Origin of the sequence: Lelliottia wanjuensis (assembly GCF_030238365.1) — a bacterium.
Taxonomy (GTDB): domain Bacteria; phylum Pseudomonadota; class Gammaproteobacteria; order Enterobacterales; family Enterobacteriaceae; genus Enterobacter; species Enterobacter wanjuensis.
This window is the reverse complement of record NZ_JASSOT010000080.1, coordinates 162,396-176,012: the sequence shown is the minus strand read 5'-3', so window position 1 is coordinate 176,012 and position 13,617 is coordinate 162,396. Positions and strand designations below refer to the sequence as shown.

The 13,617-nt window shown below is 54.0% G+C and carries 12 protein-coding genes; 1 reads left to right on the top strand and 11 read right to left on the bottom strand.

Annotation, left to right across the window (positions count from 1 at the left end; genetic code table 11):
* Nucleotides 1–168: 168 nt before the first annotated feature.
* The 6 genes from QQF33_RS25730 to cedA form a co-directional block, all read right to left on the bottom strand.
* Nucleotides 169–1,152 carry a fimbrial protein gene (locus tag QQF33_RS25730; protein ID WP_285158842.1) on the bottom strand — a complete coding sequence of 328 codons (984 nt, stop codon included), beginning with the start codon at nt 1,150–1,152 and terminating at the stop codon, nt 169–171.
* Nucleotides 1,153–3,546, bottom strand: a complete 2,394-nt coding sequence (locus QQF33_RS25725; protein ID WP_350319022.1) for a fimbria/pilus outer membrane usher protein — start codon at nt 3,544–3,546, stop codon at nt 1,153–1,155. It abuts the gene before it with no gap.
* Between the two features lie 124 nt (nt 3,547–3,670).
* The gene (locus QQF33_RS25720; protein ID WP_285158840.1) at nt 3,671–4,390 is read right to left on the bottom strand and encodes a fimbrial biogenesis chaperone; all 720 of its coding nucleotides are present in this window, start codon (nt 4,388–4,390) and stop codon (nt 3,671–3,673) included.
* Nucleotides 4,391–4,454: 64 nt separating this feature from the next.
* Entirely contained in the window at nt 4,455–5,018 is a 564-nt protein-coding gene (locus QQF33_RS25715; protein ID WP_285158839.1) for a fimbrial protein, read from the bottom strand.
* Between the two features lie 40 nt (nt 5,019–5,058).
* On the bottom strand, nt 5,059–5,541 hold the full coding sequence (locus tag QQF33_RS25710) for a fimbrial protein (RefSeq protein WP_285150715.1): 483 nt from the start codon (nt 5,539–5,541) through the stop codon (nt 5,059–5,061).
* Nucleotides 5,542–5,964: 423 nt separating this feature from the next.
* The gene (gene cedA, locus QQF33_RS25705) at nt 5,965–6,219 is read right to left on the bottom strand and encodes a cell division activator CedA (protein WP_285158844.1); all 255 of its coding nucleotides are present in this window, start codon (nt 6,217–6,219) and stop codon (nt 5,965–5,967) included.
* Between the two features lie 207 nt (nt 6,220–6,426).
* Between cedA and katE the strand changes: the two genes are divergently transcribed.
* Entirely contained in the window at nt 6,427–8,688 is a 2,262-nt protein-coding gene (katE, locus tag QQF33_RS25700) for a catalase HPII (RefSeq protein WP_285158838.1), read from the top strand.
* 85 nt (nt 8,689–8,773) lie between these two features.
* Here the strand turns inward: katE and chbG are convergent, their stop codons facing one another.
* From chbG to chbC, 5 genes are all read right to left on the bottom strand, one after another.
* Nucleotides 8,774–9,532 carry a chitin disaccharide deacetylase gene (gene chbG, locus QQF33_RS25695; protein WP_285158837.1) on the bottom strand — a complete coding sequence of 253 codons (759 nt, stop codon included), beginning with the start codon at nt 9,530–9,532 and terminating at the stop codon, nt 8,774–8,776.
* A gap of 11 nt (nt 9,533–9,543) precedes the next feature.
* Entirely contained in the window at nt 9,544–10,893 is a 1,350-nt protein-coding gene (locus QQF33_RS25690; RefSeq protein ID WP_285158836.1) for a 6-phospho-beta-glucosidase, read from the bottom strand.
* A gap of 115 nt (nt 10,894–11,008) precedes the next feature.
* Nucleotides 11,009–11,830 carry a transcriptional regulator ChbR gene (gene chbR, locus QQF33_RS25685; RefSeq protein WP_282495006.1) on the bottom strand — a complete coding sequence of 274 codons (822 nt, stop codon included), beginning with the start codon at nt 11,828–11,830 and terminating at the stop codon, nt 11,009–11,011.
* Between the two features lie 24 nt (nt 11,831–11,854).
* On the bottom strand, nt 11,855–12,202 hold the full coding sequence (gene chbA / locus QQF33_RS25680) for a PTS N,N'-diacetylchitobiose transporter subunit IIA (protein WP_282495005.1): 348 nt from the start codon (nt 12,200–12,202) through the stop codon (nt 11,855–11,857).
* Nucleotides 12,203–12,247: 45 nt separating this feature from the next.
* Nucleotides 12,248–13,606, bottom strand: a complete 1,359-nt coding sequence (gene chbC, locus QQF33_RS25675) for a PTS N,N'-diacetylchitobiose transporter subunit IIC (protein ID WP_095281701.1) — start codon at nt 13,604–13,606, stop codon at nt 12,248–12,250.
* Nucleotides 13,607–13,617: the final 11 nt, after the last annotated feature.

The following is a 13,617-nucleotide window of genomic DNA, read 5'->3' as shown; positions in this document are numbered from 1 at the left end:
TTTCATGGCGGGGCGCGGGGATTGACAAGGGGGCCGCGCAGCCCCCTTGTCACGTTCACAGGTTAAGACGCCATTATATTCTGCTGAACATAAGGTGAACGGAATAACCTCAGATGCTTAACTGACCGGCATTACCTCCTTGAGGGCCTCTATTATGCCATTTTTCCGCTACAAAAAATTCAGCTTAATCGTCGCCAGGGTTTCCACTTTACCTGCGGTGACCTTCCCGGATGTGGCGACATACCGCGCCGACAGCGGAATATCGCCCTGATTGTTGAGGAGTGGAACATCATCCAGCGAGATCGGCGAGCCGAACGCCACAGGCGCATTGCGATAGAGCAGCTGAACGCCAACTCCCGTCGCCTGCTCTGCCCCCTCTTTATTGCGTAACACCCCATTCGCCACCGCATCCGCCGCACCGTAGAGCGTCATTTCGATATGCGCGGGTGCGCCGACGCAGGCAAAGTTGATGGGCAGCGGCGTTGCGGGCAGCACTGAAGAGGGGGTTACCGCGCTGCTGTCCACCGCCGCCAGGCTGAACGCCGCATGAGTGGAGGTGAACCGGCAATATCCGGCTGGCGGCGTCACGGCGAGGGAGTAATCCACGTTGACGATCTGCTGCGTCGCCGAGCGCGAAAACGACAACAGCGACGGGGTCTGATAGCTAATATTACCCAGCGTGGCGATCGGCCCGGTTTTGACCAGCTCGGTTTTGACAAACACGTTATCGCTGGTGATATCCGTCGCGCTGTTTAGCGCAATTTGCTCTGATACCGGCAACGTCAGGAGTGACGTGTGATTCCCTTTTTGCCCCACCACCACCGACAGCCGCACGCCGATCCCCGGAACGGACGTGGGATAAACATGGTCCCCCGTCATGGTCCCGGTCATGTTGCCTTTGAGGATCAGCTGCTCCTGTGACTGAACCGGCGTGCAGAGGATATCCTGCTTGCGGTGCGCCAGCGTGGAAAGTGACGCCCTTTTGACATACAACGTCTCGCCGACGCTGGCGCTAAGCGGGTCTTTTTGCAGTGCCCCGCTTAGCGCAACGGATACCGTTGCCTGACGTTGCAAATCGCAGGCTGACGCAAGCGCGGGCAGCGCCGCGCCGCCAGCGATGAGCAGAAACACCGTGGCTGGAAAAATACGCATTTATTGATCCCCGCAGGCTAATGCCATCATGGTAATCGGCAACTTACCTTTGCTTTTCGGTAACTGATAATGGGCCTTGCACTGATGTTCTTCGGTCATGTCCACGGTGATCTCCCCTTCTTCGGATGCGCCGGTAATAAACAGTTCTCCGCGATCGCCCACAAAAAACATCCGATCGCTGCCTTTCAGGTACGCCTGGGAACCAAACGGGATCACATCCCCTTTGTAGTTGAGCGTGAAAAGCACTTTGCGCCCGATGTTGACCGGGAAACTGGCCATCACCACCGCATCTTTAGTGGGAATGACCTCTGCCGAAATATTCTCAAACGACATGTTCTGCCCCACGCTGTCAGGATCGATCTGTACCGAATTGGTTTTATAGTCGGTTAAATCGGGCACGAGGGTATAACCGCGCCAGTCGGTATACACGCCCAGGTTATTGCTGATTCCGACATGATCGGCGCCCGGTGCGCTCACCAGCGCAATGGCTCCGTCGGAGTATTGCCCCAGCGTCAAACCGTGCCGATGGAGAACCAGCTGGCCGTTAAGCCCATAAGTGAACTGTTTTTGCTGGTCGTCCTGGTTATATCCCACCTGCGCCTCGCCGTAGCGCCCTTTGTAAGTCGCGCCGACGTTGGCATTTTTGGTGTCATCGTCATGCTTTTTGACGTTGTAACCGAACTGGGTGTTATAGGTTAACGCCGGGGAATTCATGATGTTGCCGTTCACGCCGACCGTCTGATTGCTGTTGCCTTTTAAATCATTGGTGATCATCGCCGTCGCATTAGCCGTCGAGGCTGAGTCAAATACCGAGAGCGGTAAGGAGAAGTTGAACAGCAGCTGCTTATCGCGCGTCACCGAGCCATTTTCATCGAGATTTTGATTTAGGCCAAAGGTGACAGAAGCATTGAGTTTCCACAGCGGAGTGTTAAAACCCACCTGATACATTTTCGCGCTTGCGCTGTTCTGGTAATCCGTTTTGTTCATCGACACAAACAGGCTTTGGGTATCGGTGAGCGCCTGATTAAACGACAGCGAGAGCTGCTGTTTTTTAGCCTGCTGAGCATCAGTATCCGCGTAAGTATCGGCGAAGGAGATATAGCGTTTACTGTACTGAGTGAGATCCAGATTGATGTCGCTGCGCGTTTTGTTGATGTGGTTTTGCCAGACAAAATGCGTGGCGCTGCCTTCGCGGTTTTCATCGTCCGAGGAAAGCGTGGCTTTCTGTTTTGCCACATCCAGCGACACAGCCCCGAGGAACCCTAAATCCAGCCCCAGCCCCAAATCGACGCTTTGATATTCATTGCTATGCTGTAACCCGCTGAGCAAGGTCAGGCTGTACGGCAATCCGTAGGCGAGAACCGCCTGGAAAACGTCAGGTTCGGTGCCGTGGGCTTCTGCTTCCGAGTATTTCCCGGCAGAGAAGGCATATTTTAGTGAGCCTTTACGCTGCAAAATTGGCATCGAGGCAAAAGCCTGGTTGTAGCGCGTCTCCGTCCCGTCCGCCTCTTTCACCGTCACTTCCAGCGAACCGCCGGAGGAGACCGGCGCGAGATCGGTAATGGCAAACGGCCCAGGGGCGACATTGGTCTGGTAGATAATGTTGTTATTTTGTCGGATGGTGACCGTGGCGTTGCTTTTGGCGATCCCGCGGATCACCGGCGCAAAGCCATTAATACTATCTGGCACCATATCCGTATCTGACGCCACCTGAACACCCTTAATACGGATGCTGTCAAAAAGATCCCCGGTGGTATAGGCATCGCCCACCACCAGTTCCCCTTTGATACCCGGCAGGGCGCGTTCGATGTAGGTACTGGTGCTGTCCCAGTGTGTCCCGGCATCGCTGCTTTGGGTGAAGGTGGAGAGATTACGTAAACGCCAGGCGCCAAGGTTAATACCGTTTTTCAGGTTCACGAAATTATCAGAACCTTTAGAGCTCTCGTCCTGACTTTGCAGCGTTTGCGAGCCCGACGCCTGGTAGCCCACCAGCAACGCCGGAATGCCGTCATCCCAAAGCGCCGCGGGGATTTCATCTTTCAGATGCGCACGCAGCGTACTTTGCGGAAAAGAGAGGGACAATTTCTTGGTTAAAAAATCGAAAGACGACTGCGCCACGGGAACCGCTTCGGTCAACAACACGCAGGTACGATCGTCTTTTTCAGGATTGAGATGCACATCCGATGCCGAGGGATCGATGCCAATTTTGGCATACATCGTCATGGGCACACAGGGCACCAGCTCGTCTTTCTTCAGGCTAAATTGAATATCACCGGTCGCAAATTTTTCGCCGTTAACATCAATATAGACATGATAGGTCCCCTCTTTTTTCTGATTCGCCATCACCGCATTCAGATCGCCAATGGCCGGCGCGCCGTCAACAGGCTGCATCATGCCAGGGTCGAAATAGGCTTCCCCATGAGCGGCCGAAACAGAGAGCAAAACGCACAGTGAAACCGCACTACGCGCAAAGCGCGGGGACGTCTTTTTCCGGGTATGGACTGATGGCATACGATAATTACAGCGTTACGCTGTGCTCAGCAGACACCACTGAGTATTCATTAATGGCGCTCCAGGTCACTTTAGTTCCCGCTTTCGCTGTTTTAACGGGATACGTTTTGCTGCCATGAGGCGCCACCACGGTATTGTTGTCTTCAATGGAGACTTTCACTTCATCATCATTAATTTTGACTTTATTCATGACGACGTAATACGGAGAGTCATTTTTTACCGTCACGGTATTATTGGCGTCTTTTTTCCATGTCAGCGCGGCAATGGCATCCGTCGCATTGCCTGGCAGATTTTCCGGGCGATAGAAGACTTTAATACGGGTCAGAACGGCGACCATGACTTTGGTTTTGACTTTTTTCTCGCCATCGGTCATTGCCGGAATGGCTTTTACGTCCAGCCAGACCAGACTTTCGCGATCGGTTGGCAGCCCTTCACCGGAATACATCATCTGCACAACGGCTTCGCTTTTATTCGCCATATGGAACAGCGGCGGTGAAACAATAAAAGGCAGTTTCGCGTTGTGTTCTAATTCGGGATTACCTTTCGCATCAACCCAGGACTGCACTAAATATTCGCGGTCTTCAACATTCTTAACCGTAATATTAACGTCCTGATTTTTGGCGCTATAAAAAAGGCGGTTCGCAGATAACTGGACGGTCGCCTGTGAAGCAAAGCTCAGCCCTGCCAGTGAAATAATGGCAGCAGCAACGATCGGATTTAATTTCATGGTCGTTCCCGGAGATAAAAAAAGGGCTGGCCTGTTAGCCAGCCACTGGAGAGTTAAAAATTAATTACAGGAAATTCACTTTGATGCTGGTGGTGGCACTGATGGTGCCTGCTACAGCCGCCTCTGTAGTCGACTGTACCGGTGCGATGCTCAGAGGGATGTTAACGGCACCGTCACTGTTCACTTCGCGCGGCACTGAGCTGTTGTCGTTCACGGCCAGCAGTTTGTGTTCGTTGGTCGCCATAATCGTGTCCCAGAAACCAATACCCACGCCTTGTGCAGCGCCTGGAGCATCATTTAGCGCCACCAGCTGTACGTTTTCCGTATCAGGCGTTCCCTGAATGGTCACAGAAATCTTTTGGCCCGCCGGGCATTTGGTCACGGCAATCATGTAGGGTTTTGCTGCGCCATTCGCCAGCGGTTTTCCTGACTCGAGGGTCCCGATCTGAGTCATTTCGATATTATCAAAGCTCAGCGTTGCATCCGCTTTAACCTGACAGGAAATTTCATTCAGTACATGACCGGTGATGGTAACGTCCTGAGAAATAGGCTCCTGCGCCGCATTGCTCATGCCTACAACGCCGGAAAAGGCCATTGCCATCGCCATAGCGATAATTTTCTTATTCATAATAAATCCCTTAATATTTTATCTGAGCAATAGCCGTGGTTTAGAGGAAAGTGACTTTGATCTGCGCGGTAGTGGTCACATCACCGGCAGTCACTGCAGCAGAACCATCCGCTTTCGCTAATGCGAAATCCAGATTGGTCATCGTTGGGGAATTAGGAACCAGAATAATAGGGTCCCCGCCAATTTTGACCTGGCTGCCATCTTTCTTATTCCACACACCCACGCCAACGTTGGTTGCCGCATTCGTTGCTGCACTGTTTGCCAGCAGCGTGCTGTCGCCTTCTGCAGAAGCACCCAGAACGCGGAGCTCCACGTTGGTGGTTGGCTGACAATCAGTGAGAGAAACCTGCAGCGTACGGGTGCCAATTTCTGCCGGGGTTTGATCGGAGGTTTTCAGATCGCTAATCAGAGAAGAACCCAGATCCAGCGCAGTTTTGCTCACGATCAGCCCACACGGTGCAGGATTAATGGTGCCTGATACCTGTAAAGACAAAGTGTCAGAATCATCTGCAGCGTTAACCATTGATGAAACCAGGGCGCTTGCAACAATTAAAGATGCAAGCGTCATTTTTTTATAAAACATTTTGCTCATGTGATTTCCCTTTTATAAGAATAAAAATCAAACCCTATTAACACGATGTTAATAAGATTTGATATTTATATTGTCCTGTCAGAAATAGACTCCCGACTGTCATGGTATTAATGACAAACAGGCTTTCTGACTTGTGGCGTAGCGTACTGTGGATTTCACATTCGTTCAGCAAGGCGAGCGTCTATTTTTAGACCCCAAGACTGAGCGCGGCATGAGATGAATCAAAAGGGAGCAGCAGAAGCGGTAAGAAATAAATGTTCAGGAATGAGGAATATAAAGCGGGCGCAGAATTAACATCGCGATTTTAGTGTGCTTCTCAACAGAGCCACAGGCTCTGCGCCCAAAATGTCATGGCTAATCCTGAACATCCTCATCCTGGCGGATTTGCGTTGCCCAGCGCTGGGCCGATTCCGGAACGGTGAAGGTCGGTGAACGGCGGAAATGCTCTCCCATCAGGACAAAGGCCACATATTTGCCACGCAGCTGCCAGACGTCGCGAAAGCCATCAACTTTGAGGGCGTGGTCCGGCAGCGCGGGTTCAACACGAGGCACGTAGCTAATGACACGACGGTTTTGTTGACGAAATGGTTTCATAAGCGACTGGTTCACTAAAACAAATTCTGGAAGCGTAAAACCCCAATCATAGCCGATTCCTGCCCCGTCCGTCGCGCCTTGCATGCGATATGCCCTCCTTTTGCTAAAGCGTCAGCCCGAATACTCTCAGTTTCCCGGCCGCAAAATCACATTGTTCTATAGTTAATGGGGCTTTTCGCCACAACGAACGTATTTCAGCAATGAAGACAGGAGAAGTGAGCAATGTCGAAGCAAAAAGATAAGACCGAAAAACAGCACCAGTCACCGATTCACGGCGACGAAGAATCCAGACCGGGGATGGACTCGCTGGCGCCAGAGGATGGGTCTCATCGCCCCTCACCTTCCCCATCCGCGCCGGGTGAACAACCTACCGCGCCAGGCAGCCTCAAAGCGCCTGATACTGACAACGAAAAACTGCACGCTCTGGAACCGCATCGTAAAGGCGGGGAGAATTTTCCGCTCACGACGAATCAGGGCGTGCGCATCGCCGATGACCAGAACTCCCTGCGCGCGGGGAACCGTGGCCCGACGCTGCTGGAAGATTTTATCCTGCGGGAGAAAATCACCCACTTTGACCACGAACGCATTCCGGAACGCATCGTCCACGCCCGCGGCTCTGCCGCCCACGGCTATTTCCAGCCGTATAAAGATTTAAGCGATCTGACCAAAGCCAACTTCCTCTCGGACCCGGATAAAGTGACCCCGGTCTTTGTGCGCTTCTCCACAGTTCAGGGCGGCGCGGGCTCGGCGGATACGGTGCGTGATATTCGCGGTTTCGCCACCAAATTCTACACGGAAGAAGGCATTTTTGACCTTGTCGGCAACAACACGCCGGTGTTCTTCATTCAGGACGCGCACAAATTCCCTGACTTTGTCCATGCGGTAAAGCCGGAGCCACACTGGGCTATTCCGCAGGGACAAAGCGCGCACGACACCTTCTGGGACTATGTTTCGCTCCAGCCGGAAACCCTGCATAACGTCATGTGGGCGATGTCCGACCGCGGGATCCCGCGCAGCTATCGCACCATGGAAGGCTTCGGTATCCACACCTTCCGCCTGATCAACGCCGACGGCAAAGCGACGTTCGTGCGTTTCCACTGGAAACCGGTGGCCGGTAAAGCCTCGCTGGTGTGGGACGAAGCGCAAAAGCTGACCGGGCGCGACCCCGATTTCCACCGCCGCGAGCTGTGGCAATCCATCGAAGCGGGCGATTTCCCGGAATATGAGCTGGGGTTCCAGCTGATTCCTGAAGAGGATGAATTCAAGTTTGATTTCGATCTGCTCGACCCGACCAAACTGATCCCGGAAGAGCTGGTCCCGGTGCAACTGGTGGGCAAAATGGTGCTCAACCGTAACCCGGATAACTTCTTTGCCGAAAACGAGCAGGTGGCGTTCCACCCGGGGCACATCGTTCCTGGGCTGGATTTCACCAACGATCCGCTGCTGCAGGGTCGCCTGTTCTCGTACACGGATACGCAAATCAGCCGACTCGGCGGGCCGAATTTCCACGAGATCCCGATCAACCGTCCGACCTGCCCGTACCATAATTTCCAGCGCGACGGGATGCATCGTCAGGATATCGACACTAACCCGGCCAACTACGAACCGAACTCGATCAACGATAACTGGCCGCGCGAAACCCCGCCGGCGGCGAAACGCGGCGGTTTCGAGTCGTATCAGGAGCGCGTGGAAGGCACCAAAATCCGCGAGCGCAGCCCGTCGTTTGGCGAATACTATGCCCACCCTCGCCTGTTCTGGCAAAGTCAGACGCCGGTTGAGCAGGAACACATCATCGGCAGCTTCAGCTTTGAGTTAGGCAAAGTGGTGCGGACCTATATCCGTGAGCGAGTGGTCGATCAGCTGGCGCATATCGACATTCAGTTAGCCCAGGCCGTCGCGGACAATTTGGGCATCACCCTCACCGACGAGCAGCGTAACACCGCCCCGCCGAAAGAGGTCAACGGCCTGAAAAAAGATGCCTCCCTGAGCCTGTATGCCGTGCCGGGCGGATCGATAAAAGGGCGCGTTGTGGCGGTACTGCTCAACGACAACACTGCCGCAAAAGATGTGCTGGCGATCCTGAAAGCGCTAAAAGCCAAAGGCGTGCATGCCCAGCTGCTCTACAAGCGTATGGGGGAAGTGAAAGCGGACGACGGTTCCACGCTGCCGATTGCCGGGACCTTTGCCGGGTCGCCGTCCCTCACCGTCGATGCGGTGATTGTGCCGGGCGGGGATATTCAGAGCCTGCTCGACAATGGCGATGCGGCTTACTACCTGCTGGAAGCCTACAAACACCTGAAACCTGTCGCACTGGCGGGCGATGCGCGTCAGTTTAAATCGCTGCTGAAAGTGGCGGAGAAAGGCGAAGAAGGGATTGTGGAGGGTGATAAAGCCGCTGGGCCGTTTATGGATCAGCTGTTCGAGCTGCTGGCGGCGCACCGGGTGTGGTCGCGCAGTAGTAAAATCGCTCAGATTCCGGCTTAGAAAACGCCGGATGCGCTTCGCTTATCCGGCCTACGGGTCCGTGAACCTTGTAGGCCGGGTAAGCGCAAGCGCCACCCGGCAATGCTTACAGATCGCTAAACGTCCCCAAACGATACCCACGCTCCGCAATCGCATACTTAAGCGACGGCGACGTCAGCACGTCCAGTTCCGCCAGGCGCGGCCAGCAATAGGCGCTTTTTCGCACCGTATTGTCGACAAACGCCGGGTGGGCCATCACTTCCAGCGACCGTTCTCCGCGTGCCGCTGAGGCGTCCAGCTCCTGCAACAGCAGCGCTTCGCTGATCTCATCCCCGTAGAAATCGCTGCTGAACCCGTCGGTGGTCGGCGCAGCGCTCAGAGTGAGACCGTGCAAAGCTTGCACCTGACGGTCCACACGCATCGCCACGCCCTTGCGCGCCGCAAAGTCGGCCACCAGTGGGAAAATCGCCGGGATCATATGCACGTGGTGATGGCTGTCGAGGTGCGTCGGTTCACGGCCAAAGAGGTCGACAAAGCGGTTAAACTGGCAGTCCAGCTCGCGCGCAATTTCGTCGAGCGGCAGCGCACCCTGCTCTGCCATCTCCCAGATCCATTTCCCCAGTTGCCCGTCACGCGTCAGTCCTGGCATCGGGGAAAGCGGCATGCCGAGCGTCAGTACAAAGTGCATCCCGACGCCGAGCTTCGGCAGGTCGCGGCTGAGCGCCGCGGCATGCTCTACCGCCTCGCCGTTCACCAGCGCGGTGGTCGAGGTGACCACTCCGTGGCGACAGGCTTCGACAATGCCGTAGTTTTGTCCTTTCGACAGGCCAAAGTCATCGGCATTGATGATCAACAGATTTTCCATCTCTGTTCCTCTTAGCGTTGTTTGAGCTTCTCAGCCGTGGCCGCAAAGTTTGGCAGCCATTTCTCATGGGCGAGGATCATTTCACGCGCCAGCGATTCCGCATCGCGATCCGAATGCACCAGCGGGCTGAGGTTCAGCGCCAGCAGCACGTCGTTGAACTCACCGCTCAGGGCCGCATGGCTGGCAGCAATTTCGAAGCCTTTGATGGTGTGGATCAGGCCCATCACTTTGTCATCGAAATGGGTAATGCGGGAGTGCGGCTTCGCCCCGTCGCGCCCCAGAATGCAGGTCATTTCAACGGCCCAGTCTGCCGGGATGTTGTCGACATGTCCGTGATGCGGCACGTTTACATAGTGCTCGGCCTGTTTGTCGTTGTAAATCGCGTTGATGACTTCACAGGCCGCATCGGAGTAGTACGCTCCGCCGCGCTGCTCCAGCTCTTTCGGTTTAACGTTGAGGTTCGGATCTTTGTACAAATCAAAGAGCTGTTTCTCAACCTTCTGCACCACCTGCGCGCGCGCGCCGCCCTTATAGTACTCGCCCATTTCGATGGCGAGCATCTCTTTCTGCTTGAAGTAGTAGAGCAGATAGGAGCACGGCAGCAGGTTCAGGGAGCGAATCAGCCCTTCGCTGAACGGCAGGTCGAAGATGTTTTTCACGGAACCGGCGGTCAGACGGCCAGAAGCGACGCCGTCCAACAGTTCGGCAAAACGGGATTCGCCGTTCACGATCACATCTTTGATAAACACCATGTGGTTCAGGCCGAACAGATCGATGGAGAGATCGTCGCTGTCGGTCAATTTCAGCACATCGCGGATGAACATTTTCATGCCGATCGGAATGTTGCACACGCCGATAAAGCGTTTGAAGCCGGTGTGGCGATAAACCGCTTCCGTCACCATCCCGGCCGGGTTGGTGAAGTTGATCACCCACGCCTGCGGGCAAACCTCTTGCACGTCTTTGACGATGTCAAAAATCACCGGAATGGTACGCAGGCCTTTAAACAGACCGCCCGCGCCGTTGGTCTCCTGGCCCAGATAGCCGTGGCTCAGGGGGATGCGTTCGTCCAGTTCACGCGCTTTCAGCTGGCCGACGCGCAGCTGGGTGGTGACGAAGTCGGCGTCTTTCAGCGCTTCGCGACGATCCAGGGTTTTGTGTACGGTTAACGGGACACCAGCTTTCTGCACCATGCGCTGGCAGAGTTCGAAAATAATATCGAGTTTCTCCTGCCCTTCTTCGACGTCCACCAGCCATAATTCGCTAACCGGCAGTTCATGGTAACGTTTCAGAAAACCTTCGAGCAGTTCCGGGGTATAGCTGCTGCCGCCGCCGATTGTCACGACTTTCAATTTCTTTTGCATAATATCTCCCTTAGCGTATCAGGTTAACCGCCTGCAAAGTATAGCGTGGCATTCCCGCTATTTTGGGCAAGCGTTTAAGTCAATATTTCTGGCGAGTTAATTCGCCGCGAGTCAATTAATTATTCATTACCGTCAAATTTTTACGGTAGCTGTTTGGCGTAAACGAAGTGAATTTTTTAAAGGTCTTAATAAACAGACTCGGGCTGCTATAACCCGACTCATAGGCAATATCGGTGACCGAATAGTTGGTAATTTCCAGCTGCTTTTTGGCGAAATTAATGCGGATGCCGTTAATAATCTGCACCGGTGTTTTTTGATAATAACGCTGGGTGGCGCGGGTCAGGTATTCTTGCGATTTTCCCGACAGCGCAATCATATTTTCCAGCGCACTGTCACCAAACTGATGTTTGTCGTGCATTAATTCGACGGTGGTACGCAGCCATTGCGGAATATCATCGATCACCTGCTGCTCATCGCGATGATGGCGCAGGCGGTTCATCACATAAAAGGTGACCGTTTCAATGAACTCATCAAACTCATTGTCGCGGAAGTTCAGCGAGGCGATGACCGTTTCGATCCAGGTCATGAACTCGTTTTTAATGCGATAAACCTGTGAGGCGACAAAACAGAACGGCACCAGCGGCAGGTAGTGTTTCTCGAAGAAACGTCTGCTGACACCCACATTCAGAATACGCGTGGCACCAAATTCATAAAAGCTCTGGTGATACGACCCCATCGGCAGGAAGACAAAGTCCCCGCGCTCCAGCAGAACGCGCTTGCCGTTGATCTCCTGGTAGTAGCGCCCGGTCAGAACAATCGTGAACTCGTAGTAATCATGCTGGTGCAGGCCACTCACGCTTTCGGTTTTGTTGTAGATAACCACGTGAAAATTCTTGCCGTTAAACAGTTGCTGCTCAAATGCGGTTTTAATTTCCATCGTGTTTACCTCCTGCGGCCTGACTTATTGCATCTTCTCGTGAAGCTCGATGAGCTCGGTCACCAGCTCGCGAGCCAGCATGGAGGTCATCAAATGATCCTGGGCGTGAACCAGCACCAGACTCACCTTCATTTTACCTTCACCCTGGTCACCTTCAATCAGTTTAGTTTGTACCAGGTGAGCTTCGTTCAGCGCGGTGCGCGACTGATCCATCATCCGTTTCGCGGCGGCAAAATCGCCCTGCTTGGCTTGTTTGAGGGCGGCATATGCCAGGCTGCGTGCCTGTCCGGAATTGATGATAAGCCCCATCACCACTTCTTCCAGATCGTTCTCGACGGCCTCTTCTGCCACAACATTATCCAAATCAAACATCTTCTCTCTCCTTATACTGGCGCGGGTTTCCCCGCGCCGGACAACTTAGAATTTCAGTGCGTTAGCGATATCTTCTTCGCTTTCCTGCTCATCAAGTACCGCCTGCGCCTTGTTCGACACCGCCACGAATGGCAGGTAAACCAGCGTTGAAACGCCGAGGTTGAACAGGGCCACGCAGAGTGCGGCGATGCTGCCGTTACTGTTGAAGAAGGCGCCCAGACCGGTTGGCATGGTCCAGGGTGCGAGGTTAGTCACCGGTGGGATAATCCCCATCGAGTAAGCGGCCAGGGTAATGGCAGCCAGAATCGGCTGAACCAGGACGAACGGGATGAACATCACCGGGTTCATGATGATCGGCAGACCAAACAGAATCGGTTCGTTAATCTGGAAGATGCCTGACGGCAGGGCCAGTTTCGCCACCTGACGGTGATCCGCACGGCGTGAGCCGATGAAGATAGCGATAATCAGACCCAGCGTTGCCCCGGAGCCACCCAGCAGGATGTAGGAGTCCAGCATCGGTTTCGCCCAGAAGTGGAACTCTTTACCTGCTGCAATCGCTGCTTCAACAGAACCATACTGGTTGTACAGGGCGATGTTTTCCAGTGCCCATGGGGTCATGATGCCGTTATCCAGCGCAGTCAGCGCAAGGGATCCGTGCACGCCGAAGAACCACAGCAGGGAGTTAAAGATAACGTAAGCCCAGCCCACTACGCTGCCCATGGATGCCAGCGGCGTGGAGATGGAGTCCATGATGATCTGGTGGAAGTTGCTGCCGTGGTTGGCCAGCAGCCAGGAGATAATGCCGAAGATCGACAGAATCAGGAAGCCCGGAATCAACGCCGAGAAAGAGCGTGATACGGAGGACGGCACGCTGTCTGGCAGGGTAATGACCCAGTTGCGACGAATCACAAAGGTAAACATTTCTGCCACGATCAGGCCAATCACCATCCCGGAGATAATGTTCTGTCCACCGAGCCAGTTGGCACCGACCGCATAGGCTTCGCCCACGCTGTAGGGGGTGACGGTCATAAAGGCCGCGACCGCTAAAAGACCGGCGGCCATCGGGTCAACTTTTCGTTCTTCAGCTAACGCGGAACCAATGAAAAAAGGCGCCATCAGCGACATAATGCCCAACGTACCGTTGTACACGTTGCCGCCGATGGCTTTAAAACCATTCAGGGTCTCAATGGTGGAAGCGTCTAACCGAATGCCCATAGAATAGAAAAACGAGCCTTCGCCGAAACTTAAAAAGACGTTATTGATTAAAACGAACATGGCCCCTGCGAGGGTCAGCGGCATTAATTTAATAAAGCCGTTTTTGATCGCATTAATATGCGGCTGCTTTCCTATTTTAACAGCAAAAGGAAGGAGGACCTTTTCAAGAGAGCTAATAACTTGACTCATAGAAATTACCC